17 protein-coding genes are annotated in these 16,783 nt (G+C 64.8%); 1 reads left to right on the top strand and 16 read right to left on the bottom strand.

Translation table 11 applies throughout. From position 1 onward, the window contains the following. From LCF60_RS18135 to LCF60_RS18080, 12 genes are all read right to left on the bottom strand, one after another. Nucleotides 1-176: head-tail adaptor protein (locus LCF60_RS18135; protein WP_292293716.1), on the bottom strand; the 176-nt coding region annotated here is incomplete at its 3' end. Beyond that, complete coding sequence (locus LCF60_RS18130; RefSeq protein ID WP_292293713.1) at nucleotides 173-766, bottom strand: head-tail connector protein; 594 nt, start codon at nucleotides 764-766, stop codon at nucleotides 173-175. The genes LCF60_RS18130 and LCF60_RS18135, both read right to left, overlap by 4 nt. A gap of 167 nt (nucleotides 767-933) precedes the next feature. Further along, the gene (locus LCF60_RS18125; protein ID WP_292293711.1) at nucleotides 934-2,115 is read right to left on the bottom strand and encodes a phage major capsid protein; all 1,182 of its coding nucleotides are present in this window, start codon (nucleotides 2,113-2,115) and stop codon (nucleotides 934-936) included. A 30-nt stretch (nucleotides 2,116-2,145) separates the two neighbouring features. Beyond that, entirely contained in the window at nucleotides 2,146-2,688 is a 543-nt protein-coding gene (locus LCF60_RS18120; protein ID WP_292293709.1) for an HK97 family phage prohead protease, read from the bottom strand. An 11-nt stretch (nucleotides 2,689-2,699) separates the two neighbouring features. Continuing rightward, nucleotides 2,700-2,927 (bottom strand): hypothetical protein, encoded by a 228-nt coding sequence (locus LCF60_RS18115; protein ID WP_292293708.1) that lies wholly within the window; start codon nucleotides 2,925-2,927, stop codon nucleotides 2,700-2,702. Continuing rightward, nucleotides 2,920-4,095, bottom strand: coding sequence for a phage portal protein (locus tag LCF60_RS18110; RefSeq protein WP_292293715.1), 1,176 nt, complete (start codon nucleotides 4,093-4,095; stop codon nucleotides 2,920-2,922). The genes LCF60_RS18115 and LCF60_RS18110 overlap by 8 nt, the downstream gene beginning before the upstream one ends. A gap of 147 nt (nucleotides 4,096-4,242) precedes the next feature. After that, the gene (locus tag LCF60_RS18105; protein WP_292293714.1) at nucleotides 4,243-5,610 is read right to left on the bottom strand and encodes a terminase family protein; all 1,368 of its coding nucleotides are present in this window, start codon (nucleotides 5,608-5,610) and stop codon (nucleotides 4,243-4,245) included. Beyond that, complete coding sequence (locus LCF60_RS18100; RefSeq protein WP_292293707.1) at nucleotides 5,534-5,914, bottom strand: hypothetical protein; 381 nt, start codon at nucleotides 5,912-5,914, stop codon at nucleotides 5,534-5,536. The genes LCF60_RS18105 and LCF60_RS18100 overlap by 77 nt, the downstream gene beginning before the upstream one ends. A gap of 206 nt (nucleotides 5,915-6,120) precedes the next feature. Further along, the gene (locus tag LCF60_RS18095; RefSeq protein WP_292293706.1) at nucleotides 6,121-6,858 is read right to left on the bottom strand and encodes a sulfite exporter TauE/SafE family protein; all 738 of its coding nucleotides are present in this window, start codon (nucleotides 6,856-6,858) and stop codon (nucleotides 6,121-6,123) included. 37 nt (nucleotides 6,859-6,895) lie between these two features. Further along, nucleotides 6,896-8,056: an endolytic transglycosylase MltG gene (gene mltG, locus LCF60_RS18090; RefSeq protein WP_292293705.1), complete on the bottom strand. Its 1,161-nt coding sequence runs from the start codon at nucleotides 8,054-8,056 to the stop codon at nucleotides 6,896-6,898. Nucleotides 8,057-8,059: 3 nt separating this feature from the next. Next, complete coding sequence (fabF, locus tag LCF60_RS18085; RefSeq protein ID WP_292293704.1) at nucleotides 8,060-9,322, bottom strand: beta-ketoacyl-ACP synthase II; 1,263 nt, start codon at nucleotides 9,320-9,322, stop codon at nucleotides 8,060-8,062. A gap of 178 nt (nucleotides 9,323-9,500) precedes the next feature. Beyond that, nucleotides 9,501-10,307 (bottom strand): glycosyl transferase, encoded by an 807-nt coding sequence (locus LCF60_RS18080; protein WP_292293703.1) that lies wholly within the window; start codon nucleotides 10,305-10,307, stop codon nucleotides 9,501-9,503. A gap of 218 nt (nucleotides 10,308-10,525) precedes the next feature. Between LCF60_RS18080 and rsgA the strand changes: the two genes are divergently transcribed. Further along, complete coding sequence (rsgA, locus tag LCF60_RS18075; RefSeq protein ID WP_292293701.1) at nucleotides 10,526-11,560, top strand: ribosome small subunit-dependent GTPase A; 1,035 nt, start codon at nucleotides 10,526-10,528, stop codon at nucleotides 11,558-11,560. Between the two features lie 516 nt (nucleotides 11,561-12,076). Here rsgA and LCF60_RS18070 read toward each other — a convergent pair. The 4 genes from LCF60_RS18070 to LCF60_RS18055 all read right to left on the bottom strand — a co-directional run bounded on the left by LCF60_RS18070 (nucleotide 12,077) and on the right by LCF60_RS18055 (nucleotide 16,778). After that, complete coding sequence (locus LCF60_RS18070; protein ID WP_292293700.1) at nucleotides 12,077-13,240, bottom strand: M20 aminoacylase family protein; 1,164 nt, start codon at nucleotides 13,238-13,240, stop codon at nucleotides 12,077-12,079. A gap of 85 nt (nucleotides 13,241-13,325) precedes the next feature. Then, a complete protein-coding gene (locus tag LCF60_RS18065) occupies nucleotides 13,326-14,675 on the bottom strand; it encodes an FAD-binding oxidoreductase (RefSeq protein WP_292293698.1) in 1,350 nt (449 codons plus the stop codon). Continuing rightward, the gene (argE, locus tag LCF60_RS18060; protein ID WP_292293696.1) at nucleotides 14,672-15,838 is read right to left on the bottom strand and encodes an acetylornithine deacetylase; all 1,167 of its coding nucleotides are present in this window, start codon (nucleotides 15,836-15,838) and stop codon (nucleotides 14,672-14,674) included. The genes LCF60_RS18065 and argE overlap by 4 nt, the downstream gene beginning before the upstream one ends. 4 nt (nucleotides 15,839-15,842) lie before the next feature. Beyond that, nucleotides 15,843-16,778: an endonuclease/exonuclease/phosphatase family protein gene (locus LCF60_RS18055; protein WP_292293694.1), complete on the bottom strand. Its 936-nt coding sequence runs from the start codon at nucleotides 16,776-16,778 to the stop codon at nucleotides 15,843-15,845. Nucleotides 16,779-16,783: the final 5 nt, after the last annotated feature.

The raw sequence follows: 16,783 nt of genomic DNA, 5'->3' as shown, positions 1-16,783 counted from the left end.
AACCCGGTCAAAGACACCTGCCCCGCATCCCCGACAGTCTCGCGCCCGGACCGGGGTTTGACCTCTCCCCACAGCACCCCCAAAGCCACCCAGCTTTCATGCATTCCACCCGCGCCATCGGGCACCGCCTCCAGCCGCTCCAGTACCAGCTTCGATGTCAGCCGCGGCCCGCTCATGCCCCGAACCCCAGCCGCACCGGGCGATAGCGCGCGATCAGGCTGGTCACGCCGAACGGCATGCAGCCCTGTCCCAAAGCGGTCTCGTCCCGGTATTCGTAGTAATGCGCCGCCAGCAGCATCACCGCCTGCGCCAGATCGGCGGGCAGATCACCGAACCCCTCCGCCATCCCGGCCCGGAACCGAACCTCGACACTGCCATGCTCGGGAATGGACGGCAGACAGTCCCCCATCGGCACCAGCTTCGGCGCGTCGCCATCCGCCACCAGCGCATAGCGCGCCGCATCCACAACCGATCCAGCACCGAACGCATCCACCAAAGTGAACTGCGTCACAAGACGCACCGGCGCAATCGGCAGCACCTGCCCCGTCACATCGCGCCAGCGATGCAGGCTCAGCAGGAAATCCCGCACCAGCAGCGCCTTGCCGGTCCGCGCCTCCACCGCCGCCATCGCCGCGCGCAGAAACCCGCCCAGCAAACCGTCCTGAAGCCCGTCCTCGACGAACCCGCTGCCCAGCCGCAAATGGTCGCGCAACCGCGCCACCGGCAGGGCCACGTCGTCAATCAGGCTCTCTTCAATCAAGTACATCTCGTGTTCCCCGCAAACCTGTCCCTCGTTCAGAGGCCGGTATGTTGTCGGACGCGCGCCGCCGCCGCTGCTCGGACGGAGGGAGCGGCTAGACAACGCCGGCACACCGGCGCGCGCCCCATGAGGAAGACGGCCCGCACCGCCCTCCCCATGTCCGCAATCACCGTTTAGGCGATGGCGAAGCGCAGCAGCTTGATCGCGGCAAAATCGCTCACGTCGCCGCCGACACGCTTGGTCGCGTAGAACAGCACATGCGGCTTGGCGCTGAACGGATCACGCAGCACCCGCAGATCGGGGCGTTCGGCAATCGTGTAACCGGCGCGGAAATCGCCAAATGCAATCGCATTTGCCCCCGACGCGATGTCCGGCATGTCCTCGGCGATCAGCACCGGATAACCCAGCAGACGCGCAGGCTCTCCGCTCGTGAACCCGTCCGACCACAGATGACGCCCATCGGCATCCTTCAGCTTGCGCAGCGTGCCGGCGGTCTTGGAGTTCATCACGAACACCGCATTGGCGCGGTATTCCGCCCCCAGCGCATAGACGAGCTCGATCAACGCGTCGCCATTGCCGATGGACCCGTCCACACCTGTCGGCACATAGCCGATATTGCTCCACTCCCAGACGTCGTTGTCCACCGCCGGATGGGTCAGAAACCCACGCGGCTTGTCACTGCCATCACCCGTGATGAACGCGCCCGCTTCCGCGCGCGAAAACGTGTCCGCGATCTTGCCCGCAAGCCATGTTTCGATGTCGAACGCCGTGTCGTCCAGCAACCGCTGGCTTGCCTTGGGCATCGCGCTCAGCTCGTGCAGCTTGATCGAAATGCGGTCGATGGTCGGTGTCCCGGTCTCGGACCGCGACGCAACCTCGTCGGCCCAGCCCGCACCGGCATTGCCCTGGTCGATCAGCACGTCATAGCTCGACGCCTCGACATTCACGACCGACGCCACAGCGCGCAGCGATGCGCTGCTCTTCAGCACGCCCTGAATGGTGTCCGATGTCACCGGGTCAATCAGAAACCCGCCATCGCCGTTCACGACAGTGGACATGGATTTCACATCCAGTTCCAGCCCGCGCAGCGCATCGTCGTCACCGGTGCGCAGATAGGCATCGAACGCTTGATAATGCACGTCTTCGGTCTTCACGCCCCCTGCCAGCGCAGGGCGTCCCGCAAAGGCGGTCTTCTGTTCGAACTTGGTCATTCGCTTTTCCTGTTCCTGTAGCTTTCTGTCGAAATCGTCCCGCTGGCGGCGTATGTCGGCCACCAGTCCCGCCACTGCGTCACCCACCTGGGTGAACGGAGACAGATCTTCCCCGCTCCGCGACGTTGTCCCGGTCTCACTCATCCCGATTTTCCCATCTCTGAAGGGTGGCCGTCAGCCGTCCACCAATGTCCGGCGCGCCTCTTGGATCAGGCGTGCCATCTCCCGCAGGTCCGCCGTCTCGGGATGCTCCCCCTTGGCCGCGACCCGCGCACTGGGCAGCATCGGGAACGTCACCAGCGACACCTCCCACAGCTCCAGTTCCGTCAGAACCCTCCGGCCCTGCTTGTCCTTCGTCGCGGCCTTGGTGCGATACCCGATGGACAGCCCGTCAATCGCCCCCGCCGCCACCAGCGCCGCCGCCTCCCGACCGCGCGCCACGCTCTCCAGCAACCGGCCTTTCACATAAAACCCCGTTGCATCCTCGTGCACCGTGTCCCAGATCCCGATCGGCTGCGCCGGATCGTGCTGCCACAACATCTTGACCGCACGGCCCTGCGCGGCCAACCGCGTCAACGACGCCGCGTAAGCCCCTGATGCCACGATATCATTGCCCTGATCGCAATCCCCGAACCGCGAGGCATAGCCCTCGATCACGCAGCCATCGGTTACGGTCACATCCGCGTCGAACCGGCAAAACTTCCGTTCCAAATCCATCCCGTACTCCCTCATGGCGTCACCTGAACAAACTTCAGGAACACATCCGCCAGCACCGCCGCCGCGACGCCGTACACCGCCAGCCACACCCGCCGCTCCAGCCGCTCGATAAGACCCTCGATCCGGTCCAGCCGGGCCGAGATCCCCTCGAACCGCAGCTGCGTCACCCGTTCATGCGCCTCCAGGCGCAAGGCGGGCGCGCAATCGAACGGCTCGTACCCTCCGCGCGGCTCACTCATCGGCCAGCACCGGCAAGCCCAGCAGCGCACGCTTTTCCGCCGCCGTCAGGAACTCCGCCCGTGCCACCCGCGCCCATTGCGCATCGCGCTCCGCCGCCAGCGCGGGCACCTGGTCCAGATCGGGCTTGAGCACGACCTCCTGTCCCGCATGCTCGGACAGCCAGGCCGACAGCACCGCCGTCACCCGCGCCACCAGCGGCAACACCGTCAGGCGGTAGAACGCCCGATGCGCCTCTGCGTAATTGGCAAATGTCGCCTCGCCGGGAATCCCCAGCAGCATCGGAGGCACCCCGAACGCCACCGCGATCTCGCGCGCCGCCGCTTCCTTGGTTTTCTGGAACTCCATGTCCGAGGGCGAAAACCCCATCGGTTTCCAGTCCAGCCCGCCTTCCAGGAGCATCGGCCGCCCGGCATTGCGCGCGCCCATGTGATGCGACTCGATCTCCTCAACCAGCCGGTCGTACTGATCGGTCCCCATCCCCGACACGCCATCCGTGCCGTGATAGACGATCGCCCCCGAGGGCCGCGCCGCATTGTCCAGCAATCCCTTGGACCAGCGCGAGGCCGCGTTGTGTACGTCCAGCGCCTGCGCCGCCGCCACCATCGGGCTCAGCCCGTAATGATCGTCCTGCGGATGAAACGCCTTCACATGGCACACAGGCCGCGCGCCTTCCCCCATCTCGAACCGATGCGCCTTGCCGCCCACCCCGTATTCATAGGCCACAGGCCAGCCATCCGGCCCCGGCACCAGCTTCATCCGGTCCGACCGCAGCACATGCAGCTCTCCCGGCACGCCACCAGCACCCACCGCTTCGAAATACCCGTCCCCGGACAACAAGAGCTGCCCGTAGAACGCCTCGAACAGTTCCGCCTGCCCCTGCGCCGGGTTCGGACGGCGCAACAGGTCCAACACCGGATGCACCTCGTAGCGCTGTGCCGCATCCTGCAACACCAGCGGCATCGCCGCCGACGCCTCCGCGATCAGCTTGACCGCCCGGAACCCCACCGGGTTCCCGGTAAACCCCGTCCGCGTCAGCGACGCCGTATCCCGCGCCGACCACGCCACGCGCCCCATGTTCTGCCAGGCCACGACCGGCCCGGTGGCACTGGCCTTGGCCTCTACCCCGGCCACTTCCTTGCGTCCCCGCCGAAAGACATCCCACACCATGCTGCCCATGCTCCTCGCAAATCCGTTTCGTTTCAGGCGCGGCCGGGACAGGCTCTCGACCCGGCCCGACCACCCCCAGACGCACCCGTCTTTCGATGAAACCAACCTACCGGCCAAAGGTTAACGGCTGGAAACCATACCGTGCGCTCAGCGGCGCAACGTCCGAACCCGCGGCACACGCCATTCCGCCGCCCGCGCGATCACCAGATCGGTCAGTGCCCAGACCAGCGCATCCAGCCGGTCCGGCGACCCCGATCCCTGGTAGCCCAGCCGCGTCATCTGGCACATCTCGTCTTCCAGCGCATCGAACACACCGAAATGCGCCACGCGCCCCTGCTCGTACAACGCCGCCACCGGCTCGGCCCGCGCGCCTTTGGATTTCGACGCATGCACCCGCACAACCGGCACCATCGGATCGACCTGCCGCAACACCGCCTCCACCATGTCACCGCCCTGGTTGACCTCGGCCACCAGCGCATGTGCGCCCCAGCGCTCCATCGCCGTGATCGCCCGCCGCGCCCAGACAAGCGGCGACACCCCCTGCACCGTGCAATCCTCAAGCACCACCGCGCGCCAATCCTGCGGCGGCCCGTCCGTAACCACGCCGGCCACGACAATCCCGCAGGCATCCGACCCCTTGCCGCTCGATGCGGTCGGATCGACCGCCACCACGATCCGGTCAAATGCGGGCACCTCCGAACACCGCGCGCCTTCCAAAGCCTCCATCGACCACAAGGCCCCCTCGGCCTGATCGAGCAGATCGCCGTCCAGCTCCTGCCGCCCCAACCGGGTGCCCGCATAGCGCGCCCGCACCTCGTCGAGGAACGACGACGCCAGATAGGCCCGGTTCGCCTCGGTCGGCGCGCGCGTCACAACCGTCGACGGCGCGGCCAGCAAATCCTTCAAGACAGCCACATTCCGCGGCGTCGTCGTCACGCAGACCCGCGGATACGTCCCCAGCCGCAGCGTGAACTGCAACATGTCCCACGCCTCCTGCGCGCGCTTCCACTTGGCCAATTCATCGACCCAGGCCGCATCGAACTGCGGCCCGCGCAACGATTCCGGATCATGCGCCGAACAGGCCACCGCCTCGGCCCCGTTGGGCCAGCGCAGCATCCGCCGCGTCGCCAGCCACTCGGGCCGCCGGTCGGGCGGCGAACAGGCCATGATCCCGCTGTCGCCAAAGATCATCACCTCGCGCACCTGGTCCAGCGTCTCGCCCACCAGCGCCACGCGCCGGGCAGACCCGGTGTCCAAAGGCCGCGATCCTTCGACCATGGACCGCACCCATTCGGCACCGGCGCGGGTTTTCCCCGCGCCGCGCCCACCAAGGATCACCCACGACCGCCAATCCCCCTCTGGAGGCAACTGGTGCGGATGTGCCCAGAACTCGAACAGGTAGGGCAACGCCAGAAGCGCCCCGTCCACCTCTTCAAGACTACTCAGAAACGCGTCTTTCTCGGCAACACTGACGGAGGCGATCAAGTCGGCACCCGACCGCGTCCCGCGCGGCATCGAGGTCAAGCCCATAGCTTCCCTGGATGCCCGCATGTTCTCGGCGATGTCTTTCAATCTGAACCTCCGTTTCCTTGGCGTGTTTCAACCAGGTCCGCAAATCAGCAAGCACCTTCGACGCCTCGCTGGCTGTGCCCGCCTCCCCGGCCTCCACCTTGCTGCGCAGCACCGCCACCGTCTCGCGGATGGTCCGCAATTCCTGCGCAATGGCATCGCGCTCGGTCTCAAGCGCGCTGCCCGTTTCTTCTGCAGTGATCAAAACCATGCGATCCCTGCCTCCTGTGCTGAATGGATCTCCGTCCATCGACGCACCGGCAGGCCACGGAACATACCGCAACCTGTTGATGCCTAGCAGGCACCGACCAAAAGACAGCAAGACAGGAAAGAACCGCCTAACGCGGCGCGCGACGGGTTAAGACCCGCGCAAGATCTCGCGCCCAAGGGCACGAAATCCATGCGTCACACACAAATTGAAGTGATTCAGGTCCTGTTAACCACCACGCGCAAGGCTCAGAAAAGCCCCCGCCGCAGCAGGTTCAGCCCCAGGATGAGGAACACGTAGAGCAGCACCTTGCGGAACTTCTCGTTCGACATCCGTGAACGCAACCGCGCGCCAAGCGCAAAACCGATCAGCGTCGGCAGCACCAACACCAGCGAAACACCGGCAATCTCCTGCGTCAGGAATCCCTGCTGCACATAGGCGGCCACCAAAGGCACGCTGCCCACGAACAACAGCATCCCGGACGCCCGCACGAACGCGTCTTTCGACAGGTTCCGCGCGCTCAGATACATGATGATCGGAGCAATCCAGACCCCCGAAAGCCCGCCCAGAATCCCGGACAGGGTGCCAAACCCGACCTGCGCCACCCGGTCATGACGATCCGGCATGGGCGGCATGGTGAAATTCAGATGAATCACCGAGAACGCGACGATCGATATGCCGATCGCAAGGAAAATCACGCGCTCTGAGATGTCGGCTGAAAGGGTCACGGTCAGAAAGACGCTTGCCCCCAGAAAAACCGCGAACACCCAGTAACGCCTGATCGAGCCACGCAGATCGCCCATCGTCCAGATTTGCCAGGCATTCGACGCCAGCACCGGCCCCAAACCCAGGGCAATCGCCATGCGCGGGTCGATGAACAGGGTCAACATGCTGATTGCCGCAGTGGGCAGGCCGATGCCGACCACCCCCTTGACCGTTCCCGCGATCACGAACACCGCCGCCCCGATCAACAGAAGCTCGGTCACACCCATGTCAGGGCCACACACTCAGTCCGGATCAGGCTCAATTGTCCCGCTGCGCCTCGAGCGCCCGGTACGCCGCGACATTCTCGTTATGCTCGGCCAATGTGACCGCGAAATTGTGCCCGTCCGACGGATCAAGCGTCTTGGCGACAAAGAAGATGTATCCCGTCTCGTCCGGATTCAGCGCCGCCTCGATGCTCGCCCGCCCCGGATTGGCGATCGGCGTCGGCGGCAGCCCGTCGATCACATAGGTGTTCCAGGGGGTCTCGGCCCGCAATTCGCTTTGCCGGATTCCGCGCCCCAGCACGCCCTGGCCCTCCGTGATGCCGTAGATCACCGTCGGGTCGGTCTGAAGCCGCATGCCCTGTTCAAGCCGGTTGTTGAACACGCTCGACACCAGGAAGCGCTCGTCCGGCGTGCCGGTTTCCTTCTCGATGATCGACGCCAGGATGAGCGCCTCTTCCGGGCTGTCCAGCGGCAACCCGTCCTGGCGGTTCGCCCAGGCCTCGGCCAGAATACGCTCCTGCGCCGACGCCATGCGCGACAGCAGCTCGGTCCGGCTGTCTCCCGGCGCGATCTCATAGCTGTCCGGCGCCAACGACCCTTCGGCGGGAATCTCCGCGACCTCCCCCTCGAGAATGTCGATCTGTCCCAGTTCCTGCACGATCTGCCAGCTGGTCACGCCTTCGGCCAGGGCCACCCGGTAGCGCGTATCGGCCTCGGCCTTCACCTCGGTATATTCGGCAGGCTCGGCCTCTTCCGCCGGATTGAACTCTGCAATTTCCACGAACCGCCCCGACGCCGGGTCCAACTCGCGCACCTGCACCGTGGCGCGGTTGATGCTGACCCGATAGACAACCTCGGTGCCACAGGTGCTCGCCCCGCCGCGGGTGACGATATCGACGATCTGGTCCATCGACGCGCCCTCGGGCACAAGAAACGACCCCGCCTTCAACTCGGCGGTCTTGCCGGCGTAATCCGCCCCGATCCTGAGCAGCGCGGCACTCGAAACGGCGCCATCCGCGGCCAGCGCCTCGGACACCCGCCGGAAATTCGTGCCGCGTTCGACCTGAACGCAGATCGGCTGCTCCAACGGCCCTTCCGAGACATAGGTGTTCTGCGCCCAGATCAGGGCGCCCCCGAACAGGAAAAACAGCACGACCAGAAAGGTCAGCGCATTGGACGCAATGTTCCGCCACATGATCTAGCGATCCACCTTTCCGAAGACGACGCTGGCATTGGTCCCGCCAAAGCCGAAAGAATTGGACAGCGCATAGGTGATGGGCCGTTCCCTCTTTACCTTCGGCGCAAGATCGACCGCCGTCTCCACCGCAGGCGTGTCCAGGTTGATCGTCGGCGGCGCCACCTGGTCGCGGATCGCGAGGATCGAGAAGATCGCCTCGATCGCGCCTGCGGCCCCCAGCAAATGCCCGGTGGCCGACTTGGTCGAGGACATGGTGACCTTGCCCGCAGCGTCACCCATCATCCGCTCGACCGCGCCCAGTTCGATCACATCCGCCATGGTCGACGTGCCATGCGCGTTGATGTAGTCGATATCCGCGGGTTCGAGTCCCGCATGCTTCAACGCCGCCCGCATCGACCGCTCGCCGCCTTCGCCATCCTCGGACGGCGCGGTGATGTGATAGGCATCCCCCGACAGGCCATATCCGCAAACCTCGGCATAAATCTTCGCCCCGCGCGCCTTGGCGTGCTCATATTCCTCAAGCACAACGACACCCGCGCCCTCGCCCATGACGAACCCGTCGCGGTCCGCGTCATACGGACGGCTTGCCGCCTTGGGGTCATCGCCGCGCTTGGTGGACAGCGCCTTGCAGGCGTTGAACCCCGCGATGCCGATCTCGGAGATCGCCGCCTCGGCTCCGCCTGCCACCATGACATCGGCATCGCCGAACATGATCAGCCGCGCCGCATCGCCAATGGCATGCGCGCCGGTGGAACAGGCGGTCACAACCGCATGGTTCGGCCCCTTGAAGCCGTACTTGATCGACACGTTGCCCGAGATCAGGTTGATCAGCGCGCCCGGAATAAAGAACGGCGACACCCGCCGGGGGCCCTTGTCGCGGATCAGCAAGGCGGTCTCGGCGATCGAATTGAGCCCACCGATCCCCGACCCGATCATCACACCCGTGCGCAACCGGCTGTCTTCGTCCTCGGGCATCCAATCGGCATCCCGAACCGCCTGATAGGCCGCCGCCATGCCGAACAGAATGAACGCGTCGACCTTGCGCTGCTCTTTCTTGTCGAGATAGGCATCAGGATTGAACGTCCCGTCGGTGCCATCGCCATAGGGCACCTCGCAGGCATAGGTCGTGGCCAGATGGCTCGCATCGAATTTCGAGATCGTACCTGCGCCGGATTGCCCGTCCAGCAGGCGCGACCAACTCGCCTCGACCCCGTCCGCCAGCGGTGTCACCAATCCCAAGCCTGTCACAACTACTCGACGCATGGTGTTGCCCTTCCCTCGAATGCACTCGCCCGCTCTTACCCCGTTCGCGCCAGCACCCGCAAGACTCGAGCCGCACAGGCGTCCATTCTTCTCTGGTTTTCAAATATCCCGGGGTCTGGGGCGAAGCCCCAGTGTTTCCGTCAACGGAAACACGAGGATGCGTCGACGCATCCTCCTCCTATCCCCAGCGCTCTCCCAGATCGGCCTTCGCCCGGTCCACCCAGTGCTCCTGCAACCACGCCGTCGGTTTGGCATAGCGGATCAACGATCCGCGATAGCCGTCGATCGCCTCTGGCATCTTGGGCCGACCGTGGAAACACACCACCCGCGCATCCTCGGGCAGGCGCGCGGGATACAGGTAATTGCCCGGAAACGGGTTGCAATCATACTTGAAGCTCACCACCCAATTCCCCGGAATATAGGTGAAAACCGCGTTGTCCATCGCCTTGTGCGAGGTATAGCGCTGCTCTGATCCCCGCGCCGTCTCGACCTCCGCATAGGCATCTGCCGCCAGATCCCCATACAGAAACCCGTGCAGCGCCGGATCATAGCGAAACACCGATCCATGCCCGGTGGGCCGCCCCTTGCGCGCCTCGGTCCAGTCGTGGCGCATCACCACGTGCCCCGGCGCCAGCGTCAGAAGATCGTCCAGCGATCCGGTGATCACCACGTCCAGATCGAAGCCAAGAACCGGCCCCTCCAGATCGGGGATCAATCCGGGGCGAAACAGCGACACCTTGCGCATCGCGCCCTGGCGGTTGGCGACTTTCAGCGCAGCCGCCATCGGGTCGGCAAAAGGCTCCACCGGAAGATCCAGCACTTCGATATCGGGGTGCAGCCCCTCCGCATGTTCGGTCATGCAGATGAACCGCACCGGGCAGGACAGGTTGCGCCGCACGCCGGAATAGAGCCGGTTCACGTAGTCCGGACCGAATAGCGTGCCCCACTTGATGCAGGCGACAGTGGCATGGGATGGCAAAGTCATGCGTCCGCTTAGCAACGGTTCGGTCAAATGACCAGATGCCGCTTGGCGCGCCGCGCGCCGCGCCTTATACTGGTGCGAAACAGAAGCTGAGTTGCAGGAGGACATGATGGAGATTGTGAACGCCCTGCGGGTGACAGGCTGATCGCCGCACCCGGCCAAAGAACCGGCCTGAACAGATGCCCCTCCGGGGCAGGTATCTCAGCGACAGGATCACTCCCTTGACCAACCACACCCCTGCCGACCTCGGATGGTCGGATCACTTCGCGCGTCAACTGACCGATGACGACGCCTCCCTCCTCCCGGCCCGCATTTCCGAAGTGCATCGCAGCCAGCTTGTCGCCCTGTCCGAGGCGGGCGAGCTGCGCCTGATCCCCGTCGAGAGCGCCGGCGCCTACGCGGTGGGCGACTGGGTGCTGACCGACGGCACCAGCGCGATCCGGCGGCTTGACCCGGTGACGGACCTGCACCGTCGCGCGGCGGGCCACACCGTCAGCGACCAGCGCATCGCGGCCAATGTCGACACCGTGGGCCTTGTCACCAGTTGCAACGCCGATTTCAACGTTGCGCGGCTGGAACGCTACCTCGCTCTGGCGCTGGCGTCGAACGCGCTGCCGCTGGTGATCCTGACCAAGGCCGATCTCTGCGACGATCCAGATGCCTTCAGACGGCAGGCCGAACGCCTGTCCCCGCTGGTGACTGCAATCACGATCAACGCCAAGGACGCGGAGGACGTGCAACGCCTCAACCCGTGGTGCAGCAATGCGCAGACCCTTGCCCTTCTTGGCTCGTCCGGTGTCGGCAAGACCACCCTGCGCAACGCCCTGACCGGAGAGGCCGAGGCGACGCAGGACATTCGCGCAGATGACGGCAAAGGCCGCCACACCACCACCCACCGCGCCTTGCGTCCAACACTGGCCGGCGGCTGGCTGATCGACACACCGGGCATGCGCGAATTGCAGCTTTCGGGAAGCAGCGACGGGCTGGAAGAACTCTTCGACGATATCGAGACCCTTGCAGCCCAGTGCCGGTTTTCCAACTGCGCTCATGCCAGCGAACCCGGCTGCGCCGTCAAGGCCGCCCTGTCGGACGGCACACTCGACACGTCCCGGTTCGAACGCTGGCAAAAGCTGCGGCGCGAGGACCAGTACAATTCGGAATCCATCGCCGCCGCCCGCGCACGCCAGAAATCCTTTGGCCGCGTGGTGAAAGAGGCGGTCGCCAAGAGCCGCCACAAGCGCGGCTACGACGACTGAAACGAAAACGCCGCGCGGGAGGTTGGCACTTTGCACTTGGCATCCCATTTGGGTGGTCCTTGAGCCCAAGCGCAATGGTCATTATGAGCCCTTTGTGCCGGAAATAGGTTCTGCTACTGTCTCTCTACATTAGGTGAGACTCGGGGAGGCTGCATGCGCAACCTAATTGCGAGCATATTGTTGGCCACGTCAACGTTAGCCCATGGATTTTGGCGTGCGAGCAGTAAGTTACATCACTTCTTTGGGGCAATCCTCGTAGCAATCATCGCAATTATTGTTTTGCCAATTTCTCTCATCAGACGAACGGCACAGGGAAGAACCTCCCGCTCCAATACTGACGGCGAATAGCGGCTTCGTCCAGCTGACCTGACATTCGGCTTACGCAACGCCAGAAGAGTTCTCATGGGGCGCTTGGACCCGGCTCTGTCGCAAAACCGCCTCACAGCGCCCAGTCAGGACAAAAAGCAAAACGGCGGGCCATTGCAGCCCGCCGTTTCACATCACGTTCTGAACGACTTACGCCGCAGGCATCCGCCGTTCCACGATCTCGGCCCACCAGGAACAGCCTGCCGGGATCGCATCGTCGTTGAAATTGTATTCCGGGTGATGCACCGCCGCCGTGTCGCCATTGCCGACAAGGATATAGGCGCCGGGACGTTCCTCGAGCATGAAGGCGAAATCCTCGCCACCCATCACCAGCGGCGCGTCTTCGCAGGCACCCGAGACCGACTTGGCCACCTCGGCGGCAAACTCGGTCTGTTCCTCGTGGTTGACCATGACCGGATAGCCCCGGTGGTAGGTCACATCGGCCGTGCCGCCGAACGTGTCGGCAATCCCTGCACAGACGCTCTTGATCCGGCTTTCCGCAAGGTCACGCATCCCGGTCGACATGGTCCGCACCGTGCCTTTCAGATGCACCCGCTGCGGAATCACGTTGAACGCCTTGGACGAGGTTTCGAACGATGTCACCGACACCACCAGCTGATCGGTCGGATCGGCGTTGCGGCTGGCGATGGTCTGCAATGCCAGGACAGCCTGCGCCGCCATCACCGTCGTGTCCACGGTCTCATGCGGCTTGGCGGCATGCCCGCCCTTGCCCTCGAAGGTGATGTCGAACTGGTCGGTCGCGGCAAAGAACGCGCCGGGACGGATGGCGAAGCTTCCCACCGGGCGGCCCGGCCAGTTGTGCATGCCGTAGACCTCCTGGATGCCCCAGCGGTCCATCATGCCATCGTCGCACATTTCCTTGCCTCCGCCGCCGCCTTCTTCGGCGGGCTGGAAGATCACCACCACGGTGCCGTCGAAATTGCGCGTCTCGCTCAGGTACTTGGCCGCGCCCAAGAGCATCGCGGTATGGCCGTCATGGCCACAGGCATGCATCGCACCATCGGTCTTGGACCTGTAGTCCAGCCCGGTCTGTTCGTGGATCGGCAGCGCGTCCATGTCGGCGCGCAGCCCGATGACCTTGCCCGATGTGTCGGTCTTGCCCTTGATGACGCCAACAACACCGGTGCGGCCGATCCCGGTGACGATCTCGTCGCAGCCGAATTCCTTGAGACGGTCCGCCACCAAAGCGCTGGTGCGGTGCGTCTCGAACAGGATCTCGGGGTTTTCGTGCAGATCGCGTCGCCACGCGGTGATTTCGGTCTGCAATTCGGCAAAACGGTTCTTGACCGGCATGTTGGTCATCCTTGTGTTGAGTGGAATGGAGTCTCTGCCCCGGAACGTGACCCAGACCGTTCCGGGCTTCAAGTGGGTCCGACGCCTAGAGTGCCGGACCCAGGTCCATGTCGCTGCCATCGCTGAACCGCGACAGCCGGAACCGCCGCAGATCATGCCCCGGCGCATCGCCGCAGACCAGATCGGCCAGCACCCGGCCCATGCCCGGCCCGATGCCGAACCCGTGCCCGCTCATGCCCGTGCCGATGGTCAGGCCCGGCACCGAATCGACCCGGTCCACCACCGGAACAACGTCCGGCATGGTGTCGATCATCCCCGCCCACATCGCGCGATAGCGGATCGGACCGACCTCGGGGAACAGCGCCTCAACCTCGGAGGCCACCTTGCGCAGCTTGCCGGCATTGGGTTTCGGGTTCAGCACCCGGATGCCCTCGAACGGCGACACCTCGTCCTCGGCCCAGGTCCGCTTGGTGCCCCACGCATCGGGATAGCCCCTGGGGGCCGCAGGCAGGAACCGCGTGCCGAACGGATTGGCCATCAATTGCCTGCGGAACTTCGGCAAGGCGCGGAACGCATCCGGTCCCACGAACAACTCGTGAAAGCCGCCCGCCGCCAAGGACGCGCCACCATCCGCCCGCGTCCGGAACGCGAACTTCCCGCCGGCTGCAGCGCCCTGATGCGGCAAGGCCACAGGCTCTGTCGCACCCGCGCTGGCCCGCACCGACAGTTGCGGTATTGCCACGCCATGCGCCCGCAGGAACAGCGAGGACCACGCCCCACCGGCCACAACCACGTCCGAACAGGCAATCCGCCCGGCCTCGGTGAACACGCCAGTGACGCGCCCCGCCGCAAGGTCCAGCTTGCGCGCAGCAACGCCTTCGACGATCACGGCCCCCTCGCGCAGCGCGATCCCGGCCAGCGCAGGCACCGCGACCCAAGGCTCGGCCCGCATGTCCGATGGCGTGGTGATCGCGCCCGCATAACCGCCCTTGGCAAGTTCGGGAAACCGCTGTTTCAGCGCGGCACGGTCCAGCAGTTCGGTATCCACCCCCTGCGCCGTGGCATAGGGCAGCCAATCGGCAAATCCTTGAAGCTCCTTTTCGCTCTCGGCCAGGTAGGTCACCCCCGACCGCACGAGCCCGATATCCACGTTGGTCTGGCTGGCAAGCTCGGTCCAGAGCCGGTTCGCCTCGACCATGATGGGCAACTCATGCGGGTCGCGCCCCTGTTGCCGGATCCAGCCCCAGTTGCGCGAGGATTGCTCTCCCGCGATCCGGCCCTTTTCCAGAAGCACCACGCGCCGCCCCTTGCGCGCCAGAAACAGCGCCGTGCAGACGCCGATCACCCCGCCGCCGATCACGACCACGTCGGTCTCGGACGGCGGCGGCCCTGCAAACGCAATCGGGCTGGTTGCGGAAATCGGAAACGGGATCATGCCGAGAGAGTCTCCAGCAGGCGCTCCATGAAAGCCTGTCCTTCGGTGAATTGCGCAACGGTGATGTATTCATCCGGCTGATGCGCCACGGCGATATCGCCGGGACCGCAGACCACCACCGAATAACCCGCGTTCTGGAAATGGCTCGCCTCGGTGCCGTAGGAGACATATTGCGTGCCGTTGTCGCCAGTCAGTTGCCGCACCAGCGTTTCCGCCGCACCGCCATCTTCGGGCTTGAAGGGCGGAAGCGAAAACGCGGGCGTGATCTCGATCCAGGTCTCGGGACGCACCGCCTGCATCTCGGCCTCGATCTCGGCCGCCGCGTCGCGCAACCTCGCTTCCCACGACTCGAGCGTTTCGCCGGGGATCACGCGGAAGCCCAGACCGAATTCGCAATCCTTGGCGGTGATGTTATGCGCCGTGCCGCCGGTGATCTGGCCGACATGGATATTGGTATAAGGCGGGTTGAACTGCGCCGCGATCGGCCCCGGTTCGGCAGCCGCGCTTTCCGCGTTCACCCGGTTCGCCCATTCGATCAGCTTGGCGCCGTACATGATCGCGCTGACCCCGGTGTGCAGGATCGAAGAATGCACCTCGAAGCCGTGGAAATGCACCCAGAACGTGTTGCCGCCCTTGTGGCCCGTCACCGCCTTGAGCATCGTCGGTTCGCCCACGATCACCGTATCGGCGCGCGGCACGACGCCCTGCATCGCCTCGATCAGGGGCGGCGCGCCGGTACAGCCGATTTCCTCGTCATAGCTGAGCGCGATCTGAAGCGGCCGCGTGACGCCACGATGCTGCGCCTCGACCAGCGCCCAGATGGCAAGCGCGTCAAAGCCCTTCATGTCGGTGGTGCCGCGCCCGTAGAGCTTGCCGTCGGTTTCCGTGACGGTGAACGGATCTGTGCTCCATGGCTGGCCATCGGTCGGCACCACATCGGTGTGCCCCGAAAGCACCACGCCGCCCGCCACCTCAGGGCCGACATGGGCGAACAGCCCGGCTTTCGACGGGTCGTCGGATTTCACGTGCCGGTGACTGCCCACACCGTGTTCGGACAGATAGGCCTCGACCCAGTCGATCAGCGGCAGGTTGGTGTCGCGGCTGACCGTCGGGAATGTCACCAGCTGGTCAAGAATCGCGCGCGGGGTCAGTCGGTTGGGCATGAGGTCACTCTTGATCCGAGGGCAGAAGATAATCGGCATAAACCGGATGATGATCCGACGGCCATTCACCACCGAACCGGCGTTGCAGGACCCAGGGGCCCGCCACCAGCGCAACATCACGCGTGCGCGCCAGATGGTCAATCGCTCCGAACAGGTGCAGCCCGCGGTTCAGGTGATAGGTCGCGCCGGGTGTTCGATCGAACTGCACCCCGGCCTCTTCAAGAATGTCCATCGTGCGGGCGCCGTGCAGCGCGTTGATATCGCCCACAAGGAACACGCTTTCCCCGGCCGCGATCCACGCAGACATGCGGTCCCGGACCAGTTGCGCGGATTTGATCCTGTTGGACCGGCTGGAATATTCGAAATGCACGTTCACCACCCGAAACCGCGCGCCGCTGTCCCGGTCTTCGAAATGCACCCAGGAGGCAAAGGCCGGATAGGACCCGTCGAAAGTGCGCGAATAGATCACCTCCGGTGTGTCGGAAAAGAAAAACCATCCCTGATCAACCGGTTGCAATCTGTCCCTGCGATAGAAGACCGGCTGCGTCGGCGGAAACTCCCGCCAGTCCCCGGTGGCCGAGACCCCGTAGCCGGGGTTGCGCGCAGCAAGGAAATCGCGTGCGAGGTTGACCGACCCGTCGCTGCCGCGCTGAAAGCTTTCCATCTCCTGAAACGCCACGATATCCGCCCGCATCGCCTTGAACGCCTGATCCATCGGGTCCTTGCGCCGGTCCCAGTCACCGACGGACCACGGCCCGGTTTGATCGTTCAGAACGATGTAATGCACGTTGTAGGTGGCGATGCGCAGCGCGTCCCCCTCTGGCGGCGCGTCCGCCGTCTCGGACTCGCTATGGGTGACATGCAGCGCGCAGGCGACCAGCGTCAGCAGCACCAACAGCGCAACACCTCCGCGCAAGACCCAGCGCAGCAGCCGTTTCATGTGAC

Source organism: Marivita sp. (assembly GCF_020055635.1).
In the GTDB taxonomy this organism is placed as follows: Bacteria; Pseudomonadota; Alphaproteobacteria; order Rhodobacterales; family Rhodobacteraceae; genus Marivita.
This window is presented reverse-complemented; position numbering and strand designations above follow the sequence as displayed.